The 24,900-nt window shown below is 67.6% G+C and carries 13 protein-coding genes and 1 CRISPR repeat array; of the genes, 2 read left to right on the plus strand and 11 right to left on the minus strand.

Translation table 11 applies throughout. The annotated features are described in order from the left end of the window. Nucleotides 1-66 precede the first annotated feature (66 nt). The gene (locus ABZ128_RS10195) at nucleotides 67-7,410 is read right to left on the minus strand and encodes a ricin-type beta-trefoil lectin domain protein (RefSeq protein WP_356847423.1); all 7,344 of its coding nucleotides are present in this window, start codon (nucleotides 7,408-7,410) and stop codon (nucleotides 67-69) included. A gap of 483 nt (nucleotides 7,411-7,893) precedes the next feature. Here ABZ128_RS10195 and ABZ128_RS10200 point away from each other — a divergent pair, with 483 nt between their 5' ends. Next, complete coding sequence (locus ABZ128_RS10200) at nucleotides 7,894-11,103, plus strand: DNRLRE domain-containing protein (protein WP_356847334.1); 3,210 nt, start codon at nucleotides 7,894-7,896, stop codon at nucleotides 11,101-11,103. A gap of 311 nt (nucleotides 11,104-11,414) precedes the next feature. Here the strand turns inward: ABZ128_RS10200 and ABZ128_RS10205 are convergent, their stop codons facing one another. The 6 genes from ABZ128_RS10205 to ABZ128_RS10230 all read right to left on the minus strand — a co-directional run bounded on the left by ABZ128_RS10205 (nucleotide 11,415) and on the right by ABZ128_RS10230 (nucleotide 18,392). After that, nucleotides 11,415-13,082: a VCBS repeat-containing protein gene (locus tag ABZ128_RS10205; RefSeq protein ID WP_356847335.1), complete on the minus strand. Its 1,668-nt coding sequence runs from the start codon at nucleotides 13,080-13,082 to the stop codon at nucleotides 11,415-11,417. A 238-nt stretch (nucleotides 13,083-13,320) separates the two neighbouring features. After that, a CRISPR array of direct repeats spans nucleotides 13,321-14,019; the repeat unit is 29 nt; unit sequence GGGGTCATCCCCGCGCGTGCGGGGAGCAG. A 278-nt stretch (nucleotides 14,020-14,297) separates the two neighbouring features. Next, nucleotides 14,298-14,741 carry an NUDIX domain-containing protein gene (locus ABZ128_RS10210; RefSeq protein ID WP_356847337.1) on the minus strand — a complete coding sequence of 148 codons (444 nt, stop codon included), beginning with the start codon at nucleotides 14,739-14,741 and terminating at the stop codon, nucleotides 14,298-14,300. A gap of 4 nt (nucleotides 14,742-14,745) precedes the next feature. Further along, a complete protein-coding gene (locus ABZ128_RS10215; protein WP_356847338.1) occupies nucleotides 14,746-15,408 on the minus strand; it encodes a dTMP kinase in 663 nt (220 codons plus the stop codon). Further along, nucleotides 15,405-16,919 (minus strand): radical SAM protein, encoded by a 1,515-nt coding sequence (locus tag ABZ128_RS10220; protein WP_356847339.1) that lies wholly within the window; start codon nucleotides 16,917-16,919, stop codon nucleotides 15,405-15,407. Before ABZ128_RS10220 ends, ABZ128_RS10215 begins: the two co-directional genes overlap by 4 nt. Further along, nucleotides 16,864-17,724 carry a hypothetical protein gene (locus tag ABZ128_RS10225; RefSeq protein WP_356847341.1) on the minus strand — a complete coding sequence of 287 codons (861 nt, stop codon included), beginning with the start codon at nucleotides 17,722-17,724 and terminating at the stop codon, nucleotides 16,864-16,866. Before ABZ128_RS10225 ends, ABZ128_RS10220 begins: the two co-directional genes overlap by 56 nt. Before the next feature lie 182 nt (nucleotides 17,725-17,906). Next, nucleotides 17,907-18,392: a hypothetical protein gene (locus tag ABZ128_RS10230; RefSeq protein ID WP_356847342.1), complete on the minus strand. Its 486-nt coding sequence runs from the start codon at nucleotides 18,390-18,392 to the stop codon at nucleotides 17,907-17,909. A 145-nt stretch (nucleotides 18,393-18,537) separates the two neighbouring features. Here ABZ128_RS10230 and ABZ128_RS10235 point away from each other — a divergent pair, with 145 nt between their 5' ends. Next, on the plus strand, nucleotides 18,538-19,881 hold the full coding sequence (locus ABZ128_RS10235) for a hypothetical protein (RefSeq protein ID WP_356847343.1): 1,344 nt from the start codon (nucleotides 18,538-18,540) through the stop codon (nucleotides 19,879-19,881). A 106-nt stretch (nucleotides 19,882-19,987) separates the two neighbouring features. Here ABZ128_RS10235 and ABZ128_RS10240 read toward each other — a convergent pair whose 3' ends face one another. From ABZ128_RS10240 to ABZ128_RS10255, 4 genes are all read right to left on the minus strand, one after another. Then, a complete protein-coding gene (locus tag ABZ128_RS10240; RefSeq protein WP_356847344.1) occupies nucleotides 19,988-20,590 on the minus strand; it encodes an isoprenylcysteine carboxyl methyltransferase family protein in 603 nt (200 codons plus the stop codon). Between the two features lie 68 nt (nucleotides 20,591-20,658). Further along, nucleotides 20,659-21,591, minus strand: coding sequence for an acyl-ACP desaturase (locus ABZ128_RS10245; protein WP_356847345.1), 933 nt, complete (start codon nucleotides 21,589-21,591; stop codon nucleotides 20,659-20,661). Nucleotides 21,592-21,649: 58 nt separating this feature from the next. Next, nucleotides 21,650-22,762, minus strand: a complete 1,113-nt coding sequence (locus ABZ128_RS10250; RefSeq protein ID WP_356847346.1) for a type III polyketide synthase — start codon at nucleotides 22,760-22,762, stop codon at nucleotides 21,650-21,652. A 5-nt stretch (nucleotides 22,763-22,767) separates the two neighbouring features. After that, nucleotides 22,768-24,882, minus strand: coding sequence for an MMPL family transporter (locus ABZ128_RS10255; RefSeq protein ID WP_356847347.1), 2,115 nt, complete (start codon nucleotides 24,880-24,882; stop codon nucleotides 22,768-22,770). Nucleotides 24,883-24,900: the final 18 nt, after the last annotated feature.

Genomic DNA, 24,900 nt, shown 5'->3' on the forward strand with positions numbered 1-24,900 from the left:
TCCCTGTAGAGACAACCACTCGGCGCTGCCGGGGGCAGCCTACCTAGGTAGGCTGCCCCCGGCCAATCACCTTGGCACCCAGGCGTTGAAGGTCCCCTCCAGGGTGATGCCCCCGCTGGTCGTAACCGAGTTCCCCGGCGTGTTCAGCCAGTTATCAAATGCCCTCTGCGGCGGAGTCAAGGGTGAAGTTCCCCCCTTTGTCTCCACACCAAGCCAGCGCCCATCGATCTGAACAGCACCGTCATACTTACGCAGAGGGAATCCTGGAACCCTTGCATAAACCTGGCCCCGAATTACCGGAGCACCATCCAGTTCAAGCTGATCCAAGACTGTTCTCTCATCGAGAGAACCATCCGTTCCTGGCTCCCCATTTCGCTTCGAGAATTTGCCATCAGGCGTACGCGGAGCCTTACCTGTACCACATCCAGGCCCAACAGGACTGGTGTTATGCACCAATACCGGTGTCGTCCCCGCGAGGACATAGTACGTGTGGACGTCAGCCACGGTCAGGTTGTAGGTCAGCCCGCGGGTATCGAACGCTCGCGTTGCCGCAACGGCCCTCACGGATCCATCGTCGGTACGGAGCTGCATGCCCGCCTTGAGGGAGCCTGCGTCAACCCAAGCTTTTTCCGATTCCGACCAGAAGGGGTGGTGGTCCGTCGTGACGACAGAAGCGCCATCGCCGGCCAGCGTCAGCTCGACGTAGTGCTTGTCTGTGTCCGAGACGATGATCGCGGTGACGGACTGGCCTGCTGTCTCTCCAGTCTCCGGGTCGGTGGCGAGTACCTCGTCACCGTTTTCAAGGGCTTCAATAGGCTTGACCGTGCCATCGGAAAGCTGTACGAGCGTGCCCGCCGGAAAGCTGTTCAACGCCTTCGCGAGGCACTCAACGGGAAGATTGTCTCCCTTTTTCATTCCCGTTTTGATCATCTTGAAAAGAATCGTCCCCGCTTTCCCCAAACCTCTGGTGAGCACGGTGATGGCGTAGTCTACAGCTGCGTCAGTCGCCGCGTCATTACATGCTCCACCATCTCCCCCCAGGCAATCATATTGGTTTCGAAGTCCGATGATTTCCAGGATGTCGGCGTCCTGGGTGGACCCCATCCAACCCATTGCGCTTGCGGCGCCGCAGAATGATTCGTTGCCCTCTGGCACCGAGGCAGGCTGGCACTGCGAGCGGGTCCAGGTCTCCAGGTCCTGAGCGTAAGTGTGATTCTTGGTGGCCCACTTGTACTGCGCCACCAGTTGATCGTGTGTCGGGATATAGACATTGTTGACCACGATCGACTTGCCACTCTTCTGAATGACGACCGTGCTCTTCCCGCCACTGTTGCCCTTGGGGGGCTTGGTGGTGGCCGGGTTGTCGGGTGTTACGTAGTCCTTCCCAGGGGTGGCTGCGGAACAACCGGAGCCGTGCGCGTCCCTACCCTGGCAGAGGCCAGTCGGGTCTGCCCGGTTGATCGGATCGCCGTTGGCATAGGTATACCCGTTCATTTGAAGCGGGTCGCTGATGTCGATGATGGGGTCGGCGGAGATGAAGCGGCCTGTGGTGGGGTCGTATTCGCGGGCACCGATGTGGGTCAGGCCCGTGCTGGCGTCCTCGACGCCCACCCCTAGGAAGGTGCGGTCACCGGACCAGTTCGCCGTCGGGTTACCCCGTGGGTTGCCGTAGGGGTCGTTCTTGCGGCGAGTGACCTTCTGGTTTGCGTTTTGGTCGATGCTGGCCGTGGCAGTGTTGTGATGGTCGGCCACCAGGACGCTGAGCTGGTGGCTTTGTGACCTGCCTTCTGTCCGGCGGATCGTGGTCGGGCTGCCCGGACTGCCGTAGTACCGGACGGCATCGATCGCCTCACCTGCCTTGTTGACAGTGATCTCGGTTTCACCCAGGTAGAGGGTGCGCGAGGTGCCGGTCTCTTCGAGGAGCCGATTGCCTGCGGCATCGTAGATGTACTTGGTCGTCGTGTCCGCTACATTCCACTGCTGGTTCGCGGCTCCGCTGGAGCAGGCGTAGACAAGCAGGTCGTTGCCGTCGGTTGCGTCCCAAGCGGGAACGTCGAGGCACGCGTTCGCAGCGGGGTTGTAGAGCGACTTGTCAGCTGCCCTGTAGACGAACTTCTGCCGCTCGCTGCCGTCACAGGTGAACAGGCGTGCCCGGCCGCTTTCGGCAGTCAGGCACTGGCCGAGTGCTCTGACGGTGTCGCCTGTCAGACGCCACTCCTGGGCGTTGACCTCCTTGCATGACCACAGCTGGACTGCTGTGCCGTCGGTAGCGTTGCCGCCTTCGACGTCCAGGCATTTGCCTGACAGGCCGGTCACAGCCACTGCGCCGACGCCGGCCCCTGCGGCCGAGGTCAGCTTGTTGCTGCGGTCCCAGTTCAGCGTCTGGGTGTCGCCGCCGATGGTGCGCCGGATGGTGTTGCCCGACGAGTCGTAGGCGTACGTCGACTGGGAAGTGATGGTGGTGCCCGGCTTCCGGGTCACCGTGTCGACCTTGGCCAGGGCGTGCGGCTGCGCACCGTAGGTATAGGTCTGCTCGTCGTCCAGCGCCGGATCGACCAGGTCGTGGTCGATGAGCTTGGTCCGGTTGCCGATGGTGTCGAATGAGTACTGTTTCCAGAAGCCGTCTTTGTCGGGCCCTGCCGTGACGTCGTCCTTGACCGCGCCGGTGCAGGTCTTGCCCGTCCAGGCCTGGGTGAGCTGACCCAGGGGATCGTAAGTGAAGCACTGACGGTCGACGCGACCTTGGGGCTGTGTGTCAGTAACCGAGGTGATGTTGCCGACCGGGTCGTACTGGTAGGAGAGCTGGGAGACCAGGTTGAAGTTCGTGGTCTCCCGGTCGGTGGTGGATTCGCGGACTCGGCCTGTATTTGGGTTGTAGAGGTTGGTCGACCAGACCCGGTTGGGGGCGTCACCCGAAGTGGTGCGCAGGACGTCGCCGAACGGACTGTAGATGGTATCGGCGGTGTACCACGAGAGGCCTGACATGCTCTGGAGCGCGCCGTCGGCGTTGTAACGGTTAATCAGCTTTTCTGCTGCCAGGCCGCCGGGGGTGGCTGGCAGCGTCGTGGACTGAACGTTGCCTGTGGCGGTGTATGTGGTGCTATAGGCGTAGGTCCCCGCCAGGCCTTTGGCTACAGGAACGTCGGGGATAGTGATCTTCGTGCCGGTGGGACGGTACTCGGCGTCGTATCCGGTGACCTCGTTTTTGAACTGCGCGCCACCCTCGTAGCGGATGGAGGCGACGGGCTGGCCCTTCGCTCCGAGAAGTGAGTCGTAGGTCCAGGAGGAAACGAGCGGACCATCGGCTGCGTCGTCGCGGAGTTCGGTGGGTCGGCCAAGGGCGTCATAGCTCGTGTAGCGGGCGCGGCCGGCAGCGTCCTTGGTCCAGATCTGCCGGTCGAGGTTGTCGAAGCCGAAGGACGACGCTCCCATGTCGGGGTCGCTGGAGCCGGTGCGGCGTCCGCGGGCATCGTACGCGTACGTCCAGTTGTTGCCGGCGGGGTCGGTGACGCGGGTGAGCTGCCCGCGGTTGTCGTAGGTGTATGCGGTGTCCCGCCAGGTCATGGGACTGGTGACGGTCGCGGCATGCTGGATGAGTGTGGTGCGGCCCAACGCGTCAGTCGTGGATTTGACGGCGCGGGAGCCCTGGAGGGGTACGGGTACGGTGTCTGCCGACATGCCGGTGCGGGTGAGTGTCCAGTCGCCGCCGTACTCGATCGTCGTGGAGGTTGGCTTCTCCGCCGGATCGCTGTAGAGGGTGGTCGAGCGGACGACGCGTCCCATGCCGTCGTACGCCGTGTCGGTGGAGTTGGGGACGTGGAAGTCCGTCTCCGGTACGAAGATCTTGCTTTCGGGTTCGCCTTCCGCGTAGTAGTTGTTCTTCGTTCGGCTGACGGTCCCGTTTTCGCTGTACAGGGTATCGGTGATCAGACGTCCCCCGCCGAGGCCTTCTTTCTGGGTCTGACGGGGCCGGAGCAGACCGTCGTAGATGGCGAGGGCGTTCTCGTAGGTGCCGTTGTCGCGCAGTGTGCTGCTGATGACGACTGGCGGCTCGTGCTCGGTTATCTGGTACGCGAACGCGTGCGCGGGCTTGTCGGTCGGCTTTTGGGACGGGGTCCACACGGAGGTAAGGCGGCCCAGGTTGTCGTAGGCCGAGGTCACCTTGCGGCTGTTGGCATCGGTGATCTCGAGGATGCTGCCGCGTCCCGGATCGACCTTGGTTGTGGCCGCGTGGCCCAGGGGGTTGGTTGCCGTCGTGCTGAAGGCGGGACCGGTGGCGGGACTGTAGCTGGTAGTGGTGGGGTTGCCTGCGGCGTCGAGAACCTTCACCGGCCGGCCGAGAGCGTCGTAGTCGGTTCTGCTTGTTGGGATCCAGCCGGTGCCGGCGGCGTCGATGGTGTCTATCTGGACGGGCAGCCCCTTCACCGGCGGCGTGCCGAAGGCGTTCAGAGCGTCGTACGACGTGCGGGTATCGGACAGGACGGACCCGGTAGCGGTCTTCGTGCAGTCACCGGCGGTGACGCGCACCCGCTGAGCAAGACCGATGATGTTCTTGTCCGGGTTGTTCACATACGAGGTGGCAGTGCAACTCGTCTCGGATGTGGTCCAGCCGGTGCCGTTCGACGTGAGGGCTTCGACCTGCGTCTTTTCCAGCAGGCCGTAAGTCTTGTCGTACTCGTTGCGTGTGCGCACCACACGGGTCCGACCCTGGCTGATCGACTCGATCTCATCGGTTCGAGACGTGCCGGAACGGAAGGCGTCCAAAGCGGTGGTGCCGTCCCTGGGACGTGAGCCGGTCTTCTCACTCATGGGCCAGGTCAGTTGCCGGGTGACGACATCGCCGCCGGTCTTAGCGTAGGTGATGGTCTCCGCGGCCAGGCCCTGTAGCTGGGGCAGGTCCTCGCCGAGATCCTCTTTGTTGGTGGAGTCTTTCACCGTGATCTTCGGGCGGCCGGCGTCGCCGGACATGCCGCGGAAGTACCGGGTCTGGGTCTGGGACTCCTCTGTGGCGTTGGTCTTGCCCGTATTGGCTGTCACGCCCTTGTGTGTCACGACGGAGGCGTAGCCGCGCCACTGGTTGTAGGTACGCAGCTCGGGCTTGGTGAATTCGTCGTTGTCCTTGGCCCAGGCGGCACCCCCCTCGTAGGCGTAGCTGGTCGTTACATCGGGCTGTCGCGCTACGCGGTCCTTCTCGACGACCTTCTCGACGACATACTTGTTGAACCACTCCAGAGGCGGGGTCTCCAGGTCGCTGTCCGGGGACCAGTGCGCTGGGTAGCAGCGGGTGGTGTTTTCTTCCGGCTTGGGGTGGGAGCTACCGACCGGGCAGGGGTCGGAGTAGTCGATGTACACCTCGCCGCCGGTCTCGTTCCGGATGGTCTCCACCCGCAGGCGGTCGAAGTCCGGGGTGGCGTCGGTTGCGCTCTTGGCGACGCGGTTTGGCATGTCCTTCACGTTCGCCAGGAAGGAAACGGCCGGCAGCTTCGTGCTCAGCTGATTGCCGGCAACATCCTTGGCCGTGCCGTAACCCGTCCGGGTGATCGACTCCAGCCACAGCGGCGGATGCGTGTCGGTGCGCTGCTTTGGGAAGGACTGGGTCAGCTGCCACTTGTCGACGAGGGACAGCTCGGTGGACCCGGGAGTGCGCTGTGCAGAGGTGGTGACCGCGGTCAGGCGCTTGCGTGTCCAGAAGGTGGGTGCGGATACGTAGCAGTCCTTAACATCTGACTTGCAGTTGAGGGTGGAAGGGGTGTCCCACCAGGGCTGCTTGTCAGCGTAGTTCTTGGACTCGAACTGGGGGTCGCCGCATTTGACTCCGCCCTCTTGGATGCAACGCTCGTCCACGCCGAAGTCAACCTTGGCCGCCGGAGGGCCGTTCAGGCTGCCAGCGCGCAGGCCGTACGTGATCTGTGCCGGGTAGCCGCCGCGCACGTACGGGACCTTCTCCTTGGACTTCTCGTTCTTCGCGTAGTAGTTGGTTTCAGGCTTCCAGTCGATGATCATGGCGTTGCCATTGACGTCTTCGACGTAGTCGAGGTTCCACCGCCAACCCTGGGTGCAGGACGAGTCGGCGAAGGCCGGCTTGTAGCAGGGCTCTCCCGGGTGGTTACCAAAGACCGGCACCGTGAAGACGGAGTTGGTCACGGGCCGGGTTCCCGCGCCGTCCACGTCATGTCGTCCGAAGAAGTAGCGTGTGCCGTCCCGTGTAGTGACAACCCAGTATTCGCCGTCCTTGGCACCGTTGGGCACGGTGGTATCGGTCTTGAGTTCGATGCGGGAGCCATCATCCGAGGCAGGTATCCACCGTCCACTGCTTGCATCGTGGACGAGCTCCGTGCTGCTGCCGCCAAGCGACATCACCACGTTGTCCCCGGCCCAGCACAGGTCGCTCTTCTTCTTGTCTGCGCTGTTGTCGTTGTTAGGCGCGCTCGGAGAGGCCTTCCTGTCCTGCGAGCAGGAACGGTACCGGCGTTCGATGAAGCCCGGCTCGTAGTCCCAGCCGTCGCCGATCCAGGAGGCCTGGCCGTTGCTCACTGACGTCCTGCCGTCGACGGCCTGCGAGGAATATGAGAAGGCGATACTCGGGGACGGTCCTGCGGGCGGAGCGGGGACACTGAGCGGGTAGCTCCACGTGAAACCGCCGCCGCTGCCTCCAGCAGTCCAGCTGCCGGTAGCGGCCAGGGGCGTGGCCGTGTAGGTGCCGCCCGCCCCCGATCCGCTGTCAGAGGCAGCTAGAACTACCGGACCACCGCCTCCGACTGCCATGGTGCGCAGACCCTGGTTGGGTGCCGTCGCCGGGTCGACTGTTGCCCGCACCGTCCCGCTGCCCGGGTCGTTGCTGCTCGGGACATCCTTGGCGACGGAGCATTCGGGCAGGGTCGGGGTGCTGAGGAAGCACTGTGGCAGCTGCTTGATCTGGAGTCGCGTCGACCACTCGGTGCCGAAGAGGTCCTTGAACTGCTTGTAGTCCAACTGAACGTCGACTGGAGTCGAGCCACCGGACGGCGGCGTTACCGTGATGATCGCACCATCGACGTCTGCCGCTTCAGTCGCAGCGCGAGCCTCTACCGCCACCGACCACGTCCCCGACGGTGCTGGTGGCGTGGGGTTGCTCTCAGTCGGTGACGCCTTGCCAATGCTGACGGGTAGCGACCCTGCTTGGACCAGTTGGTCGCCCGTGGCGGTCGTCAGCGGCACGTCCACGGGAGCGCCGGCGGGTGGAGTCACCTTGGACGGTTCATACCCTGGCGGCGGCGCAGATGGCGTCCCGGCCCAGCCTTCGAGTTTGGCGGCTTCGAGCTTGTCGAGCTTCGCTTTGAGGTCTTGCTGAAGGCCCGGCAGAGTGACGCCCGTGCGGTCGCCCGGTGGCGCCGCCCAGGCTTGAACGGGCAAAAGAGATGCGACCAGCATCACGGACAAGGTGATACCGGTTCGCCCGGCCAGGCGCGAGCGGAGTGCACGCGCCTTTCTATTTCCGGGCAGGCGAAAACTGTCCGCCGACAACGGCGACATGTTGGACCCCCCACGCTCTGCCGTGGCGACGTATCGCGCGCGTACGGCAGGAGACTGACAAATTGCCAGCTGATTCTGTGGTTCCTGAAGCTGAAAAGCCACCAAACAGCCCGTCAGTGTGGCCTTAATCACTTTATCGTCAGCGAATCTCAGGACGAACGGCTCAGATAGGTGGAAAACGGCGGGCTACTGCGTGCCGCGCTGGCGTGACGATCGGCGTCTGATGGCTCATGCTCAGCTCGCACGCCATCGCGTGAAAGGCGAGCGGGGAGCGGACCTTTTCACGTTGCCGGGGCGAGCCCGAACCACTAATGAGTACCGAGGGCCGCGGACGCACGCGCCCGAGGGGGGAGAAGTACATTCGTGTCTGTTGGTGAATCCGTGGACGGCAGCCCGCCAACTGCGGCTGCGGAAAAAGAAGTTGCTGCACCGGCAACCCGGTGGTTCAAGCGCCGGAAGGCACTGGGCGGACTCGCCGCGCTCCTCGCGGTGGCTGTCGCGCTGCCAGTCGGCGTGCATGTGGCCGACGGTTACAGGCCTCAGGCCGGGTCGGCCGACAAGGCGCCTGTCGCGGAACCGGAAGCTCGCCGGCTGGCGGAGAAGACCGGCAAGGAGGTCGAGGTCACTGCCGCGCGCAGCGCGAACACGACGACGTGGGCGAAGCCTGACGGGACGTTCCGCAAGCAGGTCTTCAGCGCTGCCTTCCGCGCCAAGGCGGATGGCCGGTGGCAGCCGATCGACACCCGCCTGGAGCGGGTCGAGGGCGGCTATGCCCCCAAGGCCGTCAACGGCCGTGTCGTCTTCAGCGCCGGCTCCAAGCAGCCGTCGGCCGCAGGCCAGCGGTCCTCGCGCAGCGTGAGCCGCGTGGCGCTGAAGCGGGACACCCCTGGTGAGGCGTGGACCGACCTGGTCCGGCTGACCGCCGACGGGCACGACATGGTGGTCAGCTGGCCGGGCCTCCTGCCCGAGCCCGTCATCGACGGTCCGCGGGCGCTGTACGAAAACGTGAGGCCGGGCATAGACCTGGTGCTGACGGCACAAGACGGCGGCTACTCGCACCTGCTGGTCGTCAAGGACAAGCAGGCCGCAGCAGATCCGCTTGTGGGGCAGCTGAAGTACCGTCTCGCCTCGCCCGACATGGCCTTCAAGCTGGACGCCGAGTCGGGAGCGGTCAGCGCCCGCAACGCCCAGGATGTGGAAGTCGCCGGTTCACCGACCCCGATGATGTGGGATTCCAGCGGCAAGGTGGCCACCACCGACAGTGAGCCGGCCTGGGAGCCGACCACTGTGGCCGCGCAGCATCCGACACTCGCCCTGCCTGGCCTGGCAGGCGCCGAAGGCGCGCGCCTGAAGCCCGCCCAGGTCGCCCTGGCGGAGAACGTGCTTTCCGTGACGCCGGACAGCTCCCTGTTGAACGCCGCGGAGACGGTGTTCCCGGTATTCATCGACCCCTCTTTCAAGGGCCACAAGCACTCCTGGACACTGCTCTACAAGACGGAGGGCAACTCCAGCTTCTACAACGGGCAGAACTACAACGCGAGCGGCACGAACGAGGCTCGCGTCGGGTACGAGTCGACCACGGGCGGAACTTCCCGCTCCATATTCAATTTCGACTTCGGCAGCGAGCTCTACGGCACCGGCATCATTTCCGCAAGCGTTCGGGCTTTGCAGACGTATTCATGGTCGTGTGACCGAAAAGCGATGGACATCTACTCGACTCCGTACATCACCTCGTCGAGTACGTGGAACAACACGAACACGGCGGCGTATTGGGGCCGGAGGGTCGCCACCGAGTACGCCGGGTACGGGTACAACAGCTCGTGCCCTGACAACTGGATCGCGACCGACATCAAGGGCCTGGTGGCCGACGCGGCCGCCAGCGGCTGGGGCGCCCTGTCGCTGGGCTTTGCCGCACCGAACGAGTCGGACTCGTACTACTGGAAGAAGCTGCTCGCCAACGGTGAGACCGCCCCGTACATCGAGATCCTCTACAACCACCCGCCGGACGTCCCCATCGCGGCGAACATGCAGACGTTTCCCGGAGGCCCGTGCCAGACCACCAGCCCGGGTACCAGTATCGGCAAGACGAATGTGACCTTCCAGGTCAAGGGCACCGACCGCGACGGAGCCGACACCCTCAAGACGGTCCAGATCGAGGTGTGGGACGCCGAGAGCGGTGCGCAGATCCGCAACGATGTGCTGCCGCCCAACAGCGACGGTGTGCTCTCCGTGGAAGTGCCCATGGACAAATTCACCTCGGGCAGGAAGTACTACTGGCTCTCCCGCACGACCGACGCGGACAACTGGAACTCTCCTGGCAGCGGTCCGCTCGACTCGGGAGGCGGCGGCTGGTGCACCTTCACTGTCAACCATGACGTGCCCACCAGCCCTGCGATCTCCTCGCCGCACTTCCCGCCCCGCGGCGACCAGCACACGGAGTGGAGTGTCAATCCCGCGAGCACACCGAACCAGGTGTTCGAGCTCCGGGGCAACGGCACCAAGGTCGAGGACATCCGGGAATACCAGTGGAGCCTCAACAGGCCCCTGTTCGACAAGAAGGTCGTCCCTGCCGGGGTGGACGCTCTCGGTACTTTCAACATCCAGGTGGACATCAGCGGCCCGAACGTCCTCTATGCGCGCACCGTGAACAAGTACGGCAACATCTCGGACTATGCGACCTACCCGTTCCTCGTAAGCCCCAGGCCCGGCCAGGACAAGCCCGGGGATGCCACCGGCGACGGACACCCCGACCTCTTCGCCGTCGACGGGGACGGAAACCTCCGCACCTACGCCGGCGACGCCGCCGGCGACACAGACGACTACATCCGCGGCGCGGTCAGGGACGGCGTGCCGGTGGAAGACGGCTATTGGAAGACCGCCAACGACAGGCCGGTACTCATCGGCCACTCCACCGACTGGTTCCCCGGCGACGGTCTGACCGATCTCATCGCCCGCATGCCCGACGGCAAGCTCTACATGTACCCGGGCATCGGTACCGGCCAAGTCGATGTCGGCCGCCGTATGGAAATCCTTCTCCCTGCCGGTGCACCCGACCCTGCGTCGTTCCGACAGATCATCGCCACGGAAGACATCGACGGTGACGGCTTCGCCGACATGTTCGCACTCAACCCGGACGGTCTCTGGTCCTTCTCCGGATACACCGGTGCCAGCTTCACCAAGCAGAAGAAGATGGCCGGCGTCGTCTGGGACCCCCGCGACCTCGTCGGCGTCCGCGACGTTTCAGGAGACAAGGTCCCCGACCTGATCTTCCGGGACAACGCCAACGCCAGCAAGGGCCTCCTCCTGCGCAAGGGCAAGGCCGGCACGAACGGCGGAGTCGACCTCGCCTCCCTGTCCGCCGCCGCCAACGCCGAAGGCGCCCAGGACTACACCTACGCCACCACCGGCTGGGGCCGCGACGCCATGCCCCGGATTCTCGGCACATCCGACGCCACCGGCGACGGCATCCCCGACATCTGGGCCGTGGACAGCCTCGGCAACGAGTGGCTCTTCCAAGGGGGATCCACGACACTCGGTGCGGCGGCAGGCAGGGACGAGGACGGCTGGAACAAGTTCCTCACCATCGGATAGCCGCTCCACGACATCACGGCACAACCCCAACGGCGCCCGGCCGGGACACCAGTCCCGGCCGGGCGTCGCCCCGTTTCAGGGACGCATCGACCGATGCTCCACGATACTCGTACACACGTGCGGGCGACATCGAATGGCAGCCGCACTCCGGGATACGGGAGTAATCGGATAGATGAGCCGAACGAACGGCACCTTCATCCCCGCGGACGCGGGGAGCAGTGCTGCTGAGCTGCCACCGTAGGTTGACTACGCCGAACTGAGGCAGGTTTACAAGACAGAGTTGCGCGGCTTCCGGCACACACGCGCAGCGATCAGACGGCCGGCCCGAAGCTTGTCACTGTCGGGTGGGGGCCGGCGATTCCCACGCCGGGGAAGACGGTGAGCTTGCCGGAGGGATCCGCGGACCACAGGTCGGGAAGACCGTCACCTGTGAGGTCTCCGTCCGAGCCGATGCGCGGGTTTGCGGCAGTCGGCATCGTGGCCAGGACAGGCCCGGCGGCGGGGTCGGCGAAGGCGGAGAAGTCCGGCGCGTCCGGGCTTCCCTTGACGGAGAAGGCGCGGATCGTCCCGTCCGCCCGGGAGCGGGCCCAGAGGGTCGGAAATGCCGTGCCCTGCGCAGTCCCCGGGGTGAGCAGTTCGTACCCTGCCCACCTGTCGTCGTCGGGCGAGATGAGGGTGGATTCCCAAGCCAGACCCACGCCGCCCGTCTGCGTCAGCCACAGACGGCCGTTCTCCACCGACAACAGGGAGGTGGGGGGCAGTATGCCGTCCACCGCGGTGTCCCCCTGGGGCGATCCGTACGCCGCGATCTGCGTGACCTGTGTCCAGTCGGGGCCGAAACCGTGCTGTGCGCAGCCGATGACCTGGCCCGCCACGTCCTGGCATGTGCGGGGCTTCCGCAGGAGCACCGGGCCCTGATCGGTGAAGCGACCGCCTCCGTCGTTGCGGAACAGGTACAGGGCAGAGCCGCCTGGCACATGGGCGATCAGGTCGTCAACCTGATCGCCGCTCAGCGTGCCGCGGTGGGTGTACTGGACGTCCGCCCAACTGCCGCTGCCGCCAGGAGCTGCCGCGTGGCGCGCGTTCGCAGTTGCCCGGGGGTCGGATCCCGGCTTGCGCAGGTTGCCGTCGGCGTCCGGGACCAGAACGTCGGGCTTGCCGTCGGCGTCGATGTCGCCGAAGGAGGCGCGGGCGGTGGACGGCTGGGCGTAGTAGTCCACCCGGGCCGACTGTGACACGTTGCCCGCGTTGTCCATCGTCTCAAGGTAGACGGACTGGCTGCCCCAGGTAGCCGGTGTGACCTTGATGTCCAGCGAGCCGTCGGTGAGGCGGACGACGTGGTTGTCGGTCGCTTCGTTTGAGCAGCGCCAGCCCACACTTGGCGTGCTCGTTGTCCGCCAGCGTGCGCAGGCGATTCCCGAGCCGGTGTCGGAGCCATGCAGCGTGAAGACGGCCTCCTCGCCCACCTTCTTGGGCGTCGCGTCCGTCGTGACGTCCGCCGTCGGCGAGGTGTGATCCACGCGGAAGTAGCACCACGCGGTGTAGGAGCCGGTCAGCTTGCCGTCGGCGGTGCGGGCACGCCAGGCGTACAGCCCGCCGTCCGTCAAACGGTCGCGCGGGATGTCCGCGCGCGCCTCACCCGGCGGTGCCCACAACGTTGTGTAGTCGGTGCGCGGACCGCCGTACGAAGTGTCCCAGAGCTGGAAGGTCGTCTGGAGCTGGGTGGCCGACGCGGAAGTGGTGGTGGCCCGGAAGGTGACGTCCCCGTGGCCGATCCAGCCGGCACCGGATCCGGAGTACGGATCGGTGTCGCAGTCGGAGAAGCGGTCTTCGCCGGCGAAACCGGGCGTGGGGCTGGTACGGGGCGCGATGGTTCTCGGCGCTGCTGGATCTTCGCCGGCTGCGGAAGCCGGCGAAGCGACGGCCTGGCCGAGCGCCAGCGCAAGCATCGCCGCCGCGAGTGTGCGGGCACGGTGCATGGTGCATTCCCCCCAAAGAAGTGACTGATGATCAGTACGAGCCCAAGGGGACAACAGGACCCATGGAGCATGCCAGAGGGTTTACGGACGTCGGTGGCCGTGCGCGCAGTCTTCGTCCGCAGCTCCAGCTCATCTCCGCAGATGCTGGGAGCCTACGCGTCTCCTCGTTCGCCGGGTCAGTCATCCCCGCGGACGCCAACGGACACCGGGCGGAACCTGGCGAACTTGGTTGGAACCCGGGGTCGTCCCCGCGTGTGCGGGGAGCAGTCTGTGAGCATGATCCACAAGGCAATCAAGGAGGGGTCATCCCCGCGTGTGCGGGGAGCAGAGTTGCGTGGTCGCGTACTGCGTCCACTGGGCGGGGTCATCCCCGCGTGTGCGGGGAGCAGGCTGTGATGACCTGGCCGGGTGCCTGCGACAGGGGGTCATCCCCGCGTGTGCGGGGAGCAGGAGTCGCGCCAGTACGCGTAGATCCGGTTCTCGGGGTCATCCCCGTGTGTGCGGGGAGCAGTGCTGGGCAAGGAGTGCCTGCACGGCCGGGTTGGGGTCATCCCCGCGTGTGCGGGGAGCAGTTCACCGGCGCCGGAAAGCTGGGCGCAGTTCAGGGGTCATCCCCGCGCGTGCGGGGAGCAGCCCGGCGGATCGCCGAAAAAACCCGATCCCTCGGGGTCATCCCCGCGCGTGCGGGGAGCAGTCGGCCCAATTGGCGTCGGCCTGCTTCCGGGCGGGGTCATCCCCGCGCGTGCGGGGAGCAGACCCGCCTGAAGCGTCAGCCGACGGCCGACGAGGGGTCATCCCCGCGCGTGCGGGGAGCAGGGGTGGGTGCCAGTGACGGTGTGGTCCTCGTAGGGGTCATCCCCGCGCGTGCGGGGAGCAGCCGTGGTGGGTGGCCGGCCTGGGGTCGGCGTGGGGTCATCCCCGCGCGTGCGGGGAGCAGGCTTGCCGACCTGCAACGTTATGCAGGGATGAGGCCATTCTGAATCACTTTCACCGGATCGGGCTTTTCTGGCATATCGCATGATCGAGCCGTCCTCCCATGCTGGGGAGATTTCGCTGCGAGTCGTGAGAATGGCTGGGCGCCGGTATGGACTGCTAGCTGCTGCTCCATGGCCGCCTGGGGCACCACGTCTCCGTGACGGTGCCAGGGCCGTTGCCGGACCTTCGGCCTGGACACTCCCTGTAGCCCAATAGATGCCCCTACAGCTGACGGGGAAGTCACTGCCAGCCGTGTTCCGTCAGCGCCTGTGCGCCGCCGAGGTAGCCGAGGAGGCCGGCGGCGGGGTACTCGATGATGTCTTCTGGGAGCTCGTGGACAGACCACCACCGGAGGTCGAGACACTTCTCGGGCTCGCGGTTGACGGGCTCGCCTTGCCACTCGGTCGCTTCGAAGAACAGGCCGATGCGCTCCACCGCGGTGCTCTGCTTGTGGTGGACCACGTGCACGAGCCGCAGATGGTCGGGATCGACCTCGACGCCGGTCTCCTCACGCAGCTCCCGCGCGGCGCCCCGGCTGAGCGGCTCGCCCTGGTCGAGCTTGCCCGAGGGGGCGTGCCACCTGCCATAGCCGTACGGTCCGCCGCGCTGTGACAGCAGGATCTTGTCGCCGTCGCGCAGGATCACGTGCGTGTCGATGACGGGCGTTGCTGGTGCTGCGTTCATGGGTTCACCGTGTGGTCGTCGGGTCTGGTGGGGCTGTCGACGCTACCGCCGACTGCGGGAGGGTGTCGGCGATTTGCTGCGCTACGTCCGTAGGGGTGGACCGCGTGCAGTCGAGTACGAGGACCCTCACGCCAAGGGTCGCCAGGGTCTCCGCCGCCTCGCCGTAAAGCTCGACCTCGCGGGCCGGCCCTCCAGGGTCGTCGTGGAAGCGGTGCCGCCGCCCGCGCTCGGCGAGCCGGGCTGCGATGGTGTCCGGAGCCGCCGTGAGGATCACGGCGAGGTCGGGCAGCAGGACGTGCCGGTTCAGCGCGAGTACGAACGGCTCGGGCACGCCGTCGAGCTGCTGGAGTACGAGGCTGGAGGCGAGGTAGCGGTCGCAGACCACCGTCTCGCCGGTCCTGAGCAGCGGAGCGAGCTCGTTCTCGATGTGCTCGTACCGGTTCGCCGCGACCAGGCAGGCGAGGGCACGTCCGCGGATGTGATCCGCCTTGGCCCGGGTGAAACTTCCGAGCTCGCTCGTCGAGGGCTCGGTCGTCGTGTGGACGCTGCCGCCGCGGCCGGCGAGCAGGCGGCCGAGCTCGGTGACCGTGGTCGACTTGCCGACCGCGCTCGGGCCGTCGACCGAGATGAAGAGGCCGGGGTGCCCGTGGTGTGCGTGCCCGTTCACGCGGCGACTCCCATGCGGTTCCGGTCGTGCTGCTCCCGGGTGAGGTTCGCGAGGGTGGCGCGCAGCTCGGGAAGGGGGGTGCCGCCGAACTGGATTCCGACCGAGAAATTGAACTCGTCGCGCTGCCTCATCGACTCGTCGGCGCCGTCGGCGGTGAGGTCGACGTCGCCGTACGCGAGGAGCTGCTCGGGTCCGTGGCCACCTGTGATCAGCTTCTGCCAGATCGGGGTACCGGGGTAGGGGCGGAACTCGAACACGCTCGCCCGGAACCTGCCGCGGCCGAGGCGGTCGGCGATACCCCAGAGGTTGTGGATATGGCGCACCGTGGCGTCGAGGTCGTCGCGCTGCTCGCCCGGGTAGCCGAGGATGAAGTACCCCTTCACGCCGATCCCGCGTTCGAGCAAGCGGTGCGCGACGGTTTCGGTCATCTCGGCGGTGATGCGCTTGTCCATGCCGGCCAGCACGCGGTCGCTGCCCGACTCGATGCCGAGGGCGACCTCGCGCAGACCGCACGCCTTCAGGACGTCGAGCATGTCGTCGTCGAGCCGGTGCAGGACGTTGATCCGGCCGGTGGCGTCCCACACGTACCGCTCGCCGATCTTGTGTTCGCCGAACGCCCTCATCTGCGGGACGATCACCCTCCGCGCGCCGAGGAAGAGGTCGTCGACGAACCGGAACGCGGTCGCACCGTACGTGGCGTGGAGGTGGTCGAGCTCGGCGACGATGCTCTGCGGAGAGCGGGCGCGGATCTTCACCTCGGGGTTCGCCGATACGGCCGCGCCGCAGAAGCCGCAGTCGTACGGGCACCCGCGCGAGCCGACGATGTTCGCCTCGACCCGGCCGTCCTCGGCGAGGTAGGGGTCCTGCGGCAGGAACTTCCTGTCCACGAACGGCAGCGCGTCGATGTCCGGACCGAGCCATTGCGCTGTGGCGCCGCGTGCGATGCCCGCGGCGTGGGTGCCGAGCAGGCGGTCGCGCCACATGACCCCCGGCAGTTCGGCGCGGCGCCGCTCGTCGCCGAGCAGCGCGGCGACGCGCGTCTCGCCCTCGCCGATCACGAGCGCGCGAAGGAGGCGCATCCTGGGGTCGGCGAGGATGCGGTCGGGCATGGCGCGGGCGTGGTGTCCGCCGACCATCAGAGCGATCCCGTCGTCGAGGCTCTCGGCGATCCGGGCCGACATCTCGTACGTGGGTGCCAGCAGGTTCATGCCGACCCACCGCGGCCGTAACCGGTTGATCAGCGCGGCCGTCTCGTCGACGCCGAGTCCGTGGGCCTCGGCGTCCAGTACGCCGACGTTGAACCCCTGCTGCTCGGCGTAGGTCGCGATGTAGCCGAGGCCGAGTACGGGCAGGGTGTAGTCGTTGGTGCGCGGCCTGACCGAGTAGTCGCGCAGCGGAGCGTTGACGAACACGGCGTCGAGCACGCGGTGCGGATCGGCACCGGCGACGATCAGATCAAGGGCTGGGCGTACGTCCTTCGGGGCCGGGGCCGGGGCCGGTAATGCGGTCATTGCTCCCCCAGGTGAGAGTGAAGAGAGTCAGGGCGTGGAGGTGGGTGCGGGCGGGCGCCCAGTGGCGCCACAGGGCCTCGAACTCGCGCTCGGAACCCGGGAGGGTGAGGCCCGGTGCGGCCTTGGCCGCCCAGGTGCGTACGGCGAGGTCACCGTGCGGGTAGACCGAGTGGTCGCCGGTGAAGTCGGCCGCGGCAGCGGCCGCGGTCCAGGGGCCGATACGGGGCACTTCGAGAAGTTCTTTGATCAGGCTTTCGGCATCGAGGGCGGACCAGTGCTCCCCGCGGTCGAGGTAGGCCTTTGCGGCGGCCTGCAGGGCGGTGCGGTTGAACTTGGCCCCAACGGCGGCGAATTCCTCGTCACTGAGCCTGAGCACCCTGTCAGGGGTCGGTACGAGCGACAGCTCGCCCGCCGCGGTCGCGAAGCTGCGCCCGTATGAGGCGTAGAACGACTGGTGCCGCTTCTTGGCCTGCTTCGCCGTCACGACTTGGCGGAGGATCGCCGTCACCATCGCGTCCCACAACGAGGGATTGGTGAGCCGCGCAACGGTGCCGAGGCGCCCCAACGCGTCGAACAGGGGGACGGCCCCTTCAGGGGCAGCCGGCAGTTCGACGGCGGACGTGTAGGCGACGGGAGGCTGCGCCGGACCGTGCCGGTCGCCGGTCAGAGGGGACAGCAGCAGCTGCTCGTGGTGCGGGTCCCAGCGGGCGAGCCATGCGGTGTCCAGGTGCTCGATGATCCGCACGGGCTCGCCCTGGGGCGTCTTGCGCCACGCGGGGTGTTCGGTGATGAGTGTCGTCCGCATGAGTGCGATGTCCGTTCCGGTGGTGCGGGGATGGGCCTTCACAGTCTGCTGCGGCAGAAGCCGGGCGCTCCGGCGTTTACCGACTCATCACACCGTCGAGCACGGCGCGGCCTGCGGACGGGACGTATAGGACGGCCGAGATTGACCGGCAACGCGCCCCGCGCGAACGGCCGTCTGCTGCGTCACCGGACGACCTGTCCTTCCCGGTCCGCGAGCCGCGTGGTACCGATCCGGATCAGGAGTTTCAGCGCAGCTACCCGGCAGAAGAAGGCGCCAGGCCCCGGGGCGGCGGCCCAGTAGATCGGATGGCTCGGGTCGGGCCGGTGCCGGTCGAGCTCCGGCACTCCGAGCTGTGTCCCGTGGCCGAGGCATTCGACCTCGTGCCGCGGGGACCAGTGGTCCCGCGTGCCGGGCTCGACCAGGGCGTAGTAGTTGCGGTTACGGGAGTCGTGGATGACGGGCCCTTCCAGTTCCGCGAGGGCGTAGTTGACCACGGCCGTCGCATCGCTGTCTGCTGCCGCGTTGGCCAGCTCCTCGGGGATGCGCACCGCCTCGAAGAACTCGCCGAGCGGCAGGACGGCGACCCCGTGAGCCTTCCACTCGGCGTAAGCGTCTTCCGGGTCGGCAAGGCTGTGCGCGTACCAATCAGAGGTGGTGCTTTCGGCCATGAGGGAACTCCCTACCGTCATAAGCGGGCGGGAAATCCCTTCCGCCGGCTGCTGGGTACGAAGAGGTAACCGCACGACCACGTACCGCGAGTACCGTTGGGGAGTCGGAGAAGTATGCAAGCCATGCACTTGTCGGGAGATGCACATGGCGCGCCACTCACGCACACCGAACCCCCACCTGGATACGCTGCTTGAGCAGGCGAAATGGTCTCGGGCGCAGTTCGCCTCGATCATCAATCGCATGGGCGCCGAGGCCGGCCTCGCCCTGAAGTACGGCCAGCCTGCCGTGTCCCAGTGGGTGGCCGGTCATCAGCCCCGTACGCAGGTCAGGGCCCTGATCATCGAGGCTTTCGAGCGGAAGCTGGGACGTCCCGTCACCTACGCGGAGGCCGGGCTCACGCCGCCGGACGGCCTCCAGGAGGCGGACACTGTCCGGGACCTCGTAGACCTCGGAAGGGCCGACATGGATCCGTCCCGACGCCGCGTCATCGCGGCCGGAGTCTTCTCCGCAGCGCTCGCCATCCCCCTGTTCCCCTCGCTCGCCCGGGCCGACAGCCCCGATCCGATACGGCCAGGGAAAGCCACGACCCGCGTGGGCCAGGCACAGGTCGCGGCCATCCAGACCATGACGGACCGCATCGCCGACATCCTCGACGAGCTGGGCGCAGGCCACGCGCGCCCCATGGCGGCGGCCTTCCTCGTCAACACGGTCGGCCCCTGGCTCAAGGCCGAGGCGGCCGCGCCGGTCAGGCGCAACATGCTCGCCGCGGCCTCTGACCTCGTCTACCTGACGGGGTGGATGGCCATGTACGAGCGGCAGCACAGGCTCGGACAGGAGTACTACGTGTCCGCGCTGCGACTGGCAGGAGAGGCGGAGGAGCACGTGACGTACTGCCGCACCCTGCGCGGCATGTCCCTGCAGGCGTCGAACCTGGGCTACGGGCGGCGCGCTCTGGAACTGGCCGACTCGGCCGCGGAGGCGGCGCCGTCCGCGGGGCCCCGGCTGGTCGCGTTCCTCCGCGGCCAACAGGCACACGGAGCCGCCATGGTCGGGGACACGCGACAGGCCTTCACCCGGCTCCGGGAAGCGGAAGAAGCCCTCGCACGCGCGGATGACCGGCGCGAGTCCGTGGGCGGCTACGACCGCACCGCCTACCTCTTCCACGTGGCCCATGTACAGGCGGCGACCAAGGACATGCCGGGGTCGGTGCGCACGCTGCGGGAGTCGATCCGCGTCCAGCCCGCGAACGAACGGCAGGGCCGCCTTCACGCGTACGGACTGCTGGCGCAGCGCCAGCTCGCCATCGGCCATGTCGAGGCGGCCTGCGAGTCCTGGGGAAAGTTCCTCGACGACTACGAAGCCCTGTCATCGGCCCGCGGTGACGAACACTTCGAGGTGATGAACCTGCGCCTGCGTCCCTATGGCAGCGTCCGCGCGGTACGAGACCTGCGGGAACGAGCCCAGCTGGTGGGCGCACTCAAGGGATGACCCGGGGGCCGCGCCTTCACTGTCGGGGCGGCAGGCCGACTCGGCCCGCGCGCACCGGCCGAATGCGTCCCGCAGGTCCACGCGCAGGGGCCTCGCCGGTCGACGCTCACGACGATGTGGGGGTAGGAGACGCACCGCGCGAACAGCAGGGGTCCGTCGACGAGGTCGGCGAAAGGCTCCGCGAACTGCCCTGCTCCGCTCGCCCCACCGCAGGCCATAGCACGGCGTTCTCCGTGCGGACGCGGACGACGAGCCAAGGCGTGTTGGCGATGGTGAAGAGCATGGCGGTAATCCATGCGGTGTGGACGAGGGGCAGGGCGATGCCTTCGAACAGGACGATGAGGTAGTTGGGGTGTCGCATCCAGCGGTAGGGCCCGGTGGTGACCAGCGGTAACCCGGGCACGACGATCACGCGGGTGTTCCATCGGGGGCCGAGCGCCCTCATGCACCAGGCGCGGCCTGCCTGCACGAGGACGAGGACGGCCAGTGCCGGCCAGCCGATCAGAGGGACGAAGGCGCGGTCGGCGAGGGCGACCTCTGCAACGATCCCGACGAGCAGACAGACATGAAGGGCGATCATGACGGGGTAATGGCGTTGCCCGTACTCGATGCCGCCGCGGTCGATGGCCCAGCGCGCGTTGCGGCGGGCCTTTGTCAGTTCGACCAGGCGCACGACGGCCACAGCGGTCACGAGAACGAACAGACTCACGGGGATCGTTAGCCAGCCCAGGGACATGCCGGATGGTCCTCTCACTTCAGGACGGCGGAATCCGCGTCTTACGCATTCGCGAGTCGGTCGAGGCGTTCGGCCAGGGCGCGGTATCTGCCGGCACGGTCCGCTGATTCCTCCATGTGGGCGGCGATCTGTTCCTGGGCGTGCTGCCCGACCGGTGTGAGTCCGGTGGTGTCGAGGGCGCCGAGCATGCGGACGAAGGGAAGGGCGATGTCCGTGTAGTAGTTCTCCGGTGAGAGGATGCCCGACCTGGCCATGGAGCTGATCAGCCGCCCGGAGCCGGGTGCGGCGTGGGCGGGGGGACGGAATGTCGTGAGGACTTTGGCCACGGCCTGAAGCGTTCGGTCGGGGTGCATCCGCATACACGCCTGCAGGACGGTCCGGTAGAAGAGCATGTGCCGGTTCTCGTCATGGGCGATGCGCTGCATCAGGGCCTCGCACACCGGTTCGTCGCACAGTCGGCGGATTCCCTGGTAGCTGACGCGGGTGCCGAGTTCCTGGATGGTGACGTAGACCAGAGAGGCGATGAGGTCGCCGCGGTAGTCGATCTCGTAGCCGTGCTGCACATGCGCGGCGCGGGCGTCCTCCAAGAGCACCGGATCGGCACTGCGGGTGACCACGAGGTAGTCGCGGATGGCGGTGCCGTGCCTGGCCTCCTCCACGGTCCATCGATTGACCCAGGTGCCCCAAGGGCCGTCGAGGGACAGCATTTCCCCGATCACGCGGTGGTAACTGGGCAGGTTTTCTTCGGCGAGCAGACTGTAGAGGAGGCCGTCCCGAGCGGCCGCGTTCAGTGTCTGCTGGGAGGGGTCCCATGGCTCCCCTTCGAGGAGACCGTCGTAGTCACGGCCCTGGCTCCACGGGACGTACTGGTGGGGGTACCAGTCGACGCTGGTCCGGAAGTGCGTGTCGAGGGCGTCGGTGACCACCGGTTCGAGGTCGATCAGGATGCGTACGTCTGCGGGGATGGCGGGCACGGTCCGTGACACCTTTCTTGTCATGCGGTCGGCAGGTTTCGGTGGCGGCGGGCGGCCCCTACCAGCGGAGGAGGACCAGTTCGACGGCGAACCCCGGCCCCATGGCGGCGACCAGGCCGGGTGCGTTCGCGGGGGGCGGTGTTTCCATGGCCGCGTGCAGGATGTCCAGTACGGAGACGGACGAGAGGTTGCCCCGCTCGGCCACGGAGCGCCGGGTGAGCTCCAGGGCGCCAGGCTGCAGGTCCAGGGCCTGCTCCACAGCGGTGAAGACCTTCGGTCCGCCACCGTGGATGATCCAGCTCGTGATCTGGTGCGGGGTCAGTGCGTGGCGCGCGAGGAGGCCTTGGACGGCCGTGGGCAAGTGCTTCTCCGTGAGCGTCGGGACCTCGGGGGACAGCAGGATCCGGAAGCCGTGGGAGCCGATGTCCCAGCCAAGGACGTCCTCGGTGCCGGGGACCAGCAGGCTGTGGGTGTCCACCAGCTCAGGCCCGGCCGGGCCGCCGTCCCGGTGGGCTCCGACGGCCACGACGGCGGCCGCGCCGTCCCCGAAGAGGCTGCCGGCGACGATGTTCGCCACGGAGCCGTCCTTGAGCTGGTAGGCCAGTGTGCACAGTTCCACGGCGAGCAGGACGGCCACGTGGTCGGGGTGGGCCAGTAGGTAGTCGTGGAGCCGGGCCAGACCTGCAGCGCCTCCGGCGCAGCCGCTGCCGAACAGCGGGATACGTTTGACGTCCTGCCGCAGCCCGACCCGGTGGGCGAGCCGAGCCTCCAGCGACGGCACGGCCAGCCCGGTGACGGTGGTGCTGATCACCGCGTCGACCTCCTCCGGCCGGACCCCTGCGGTGCGCAGCGCGCCGGTCAGCGCCCGTTCCCCCAGGTCCATGGCGGTGTCCAGCCAGACGCGGTTCTGCTCGGTGAAGTCCTCCCGGCGGGCGAGATCGACGAGCTTGTCCAACGGCAGGGCCAGCGAGCGGGTCTCCACACCCGAGCTGGCCTTAATCTTGCGGAGTACCAGAGCGCCCATCTCGGACTCCAGCAGCGTCGTGCGGGCCAGAGCGGCCAGGATCTCTTCCTGCCGGTATCGGTACGGCGGAAAGGCCGTCTGGATCGCCACCACCTGTGGTGCGGCGGCCGCCGACTGCCGGGTGCGGACATGTGTCGCCTGACGCATCGACATCAGCTTCCGCCTTTCTGCACGGGTTTCGTGATCAACAACGGGGACCTGGTACGGGCCGGAGCCCACCAGTTGGCCGGACCGAGAGCCGCCATGACGGCGGGTACCAGAACTCCCCGCACCAGCACGGCGTCCACGAGCGCGCCGAGCGCGACGCCGATGCCGATGAACTTGAGCAGGGCGACGTGGGAGGTGGCCATGGCCGCGGTCGAGATCGCCACGGCTGCCGCGGCGGACGTCATCAGCCGGCCGGTGCGGGCGACGCCCTCGATGATCGAGGTGCGGTTGTCGCCGCAGCGGTTGTACTCCTCCCGGATGCGGCCGAGCAGGAAGACCTCGTAGTCCACCGACAGGGCGAGCGCGACGAACAGGACGAACAGCAGCATCGAGGCGTCCAGCGTTCCCGTCGCCGTGAAGTGGCCGAGCACTGCGCTGCCGTGGCCGTCCTGGAAGAGGACGACGAGCGCGCCGAGGCTCGCCCCGAGGCTGGCGGCGGCCACGATCAGAGCTTTCAGAGGGGCAATCACGGTGCGGGTGAAGGCGCTGAGGAGGGCCAGGAGCCCCGCGGCCAGGAGAAGCAGGCACCACGGGAGGGCGCCGAGGACGGCGTCCGCCGTGTCAAGGACCTCCGCCGCTCGCCCGCCCACCACCACGCTCCCCGGGGCGGGCGTTTGCCGTACCTTGCGCACCGCGGTGCCCGCCTCCGGCGTGTCGGGGGCGACGGACGTGGCCGCCAGCAGCACGACCGCCTCAGCTGACGGAGCCGCACGCACCACGCGGACACCGGTGATGCCCGGGACACGGGCGAGTCGGTCGCTATACGCCGGTGCACCGTCCGCCGCCCGCGGTCCGGTGACGACCACGACGAGGAGCCGCTCCGGTGGCGCGGTGAACTCGGCGCGCACCCGCTCGGCCGCGGCGGCAGCCGGAGCCGACGGACGCAGCGTGCGTTCGTCCACAATGCCGAGCCGTGCATGGGTGAAGGGCAGGGCCAGCAGGGCCAGCAGCAGCACCGCCAGGCCGCCGGAGAGGAGGGGCCGTGCGGTGACCGCGGACGTCGTGCAATGCCAGAAGCGACTCCCGTCCCCGGTACGGGCACGCCGCCACCGGGCCAGCGGGTCCCATGCCTGGGCCCGGGGGCCGAGCAGCCGCAGACAGGCGGGCAGCACGGTCAGGGCGATCAGCGCCGCCAGCACGGTGACGATCATGCCCGCCAGGGACATTGCGCGCAGCATCGGCACTGGCACCACGAAGGCGGTGGCGAGGCATACGGTGACGGCTGCGGCAGAGAACACGACCGAACGGCCGCTGGATCGGCGGGCGGCCGCCAGCGCCGTGTGAAGGTCCGCGCCCCGCGAGGTCTCCTCCCGTACGCGGGCCAGCAGGAAGAGGCTGTAATCGACGGCCAGGCCGAAACCGATCGCCGAGGCGGCGTTCACCGCGACCCGTGACACGTCGGCCACCTGCGCCAGCAGGCCCAGCACCGGGAGGGTGCAGCCGATGGCCAGCGCGGCCACGACCACGGGCAGCAGCGCGGACACCACGGACCCGTAGGCGAAGAGCAGGACGACAAACAGCACCGGCGCAGCCAGCAATTCGGCCCGGCTCAGATCGCGCTCGATGGTCTCGTCGATCTCCCGGTTGGCCCACACCTCGCCGCTGGGCTCCACCCGCATCCCCGGGACGGCCGCGCGGGCCGCCGCCACCACACCCGGCGCCGCCTGTTTACGTTCCTTGTCCGTGCCCTTCAGCCGTACGGCGACCAGCAGGGTCCGTCCGTCCTTGGAGCGCAGCCACGTGTCACCGGTGGTCTGTGCCGACCACACGGCCTTGACGTCGCGCTGCCCGGCCAGCGTCTCCGTCACCGCTGTGATGCCCGCCGGGACGCGGGCCTGGCGACCACCGCCGGTGCGCTGTGAAACGGCCAGGAGCAGATCGGGCGAGGGCACGCCGAGCCGCTCTGCCTGCCGTCTGGCGCGCGTCGCCTCCGTGTCCGTCGCAACCGCGCCGCCCGTGCTCAGCGCCGAGAGGGCGACCGGGGCCAGCAGCCCCGCGCACACCGCCGCCAGCAGGGCGCTCACCACCACCAGCCAGGCCCGGAACCGCACCGCATCCATCCGTGGCCTCCGTAATGC

The sequence above is a fragment of the Streptomyces sp. NPDC006326 genome (assembly GCF_040612915.1).
Lineage (GTDB): Bacteria > Actinomycetota > Actinomycetes > Streptomycetales > Streptomycetaceae > Streptomyces.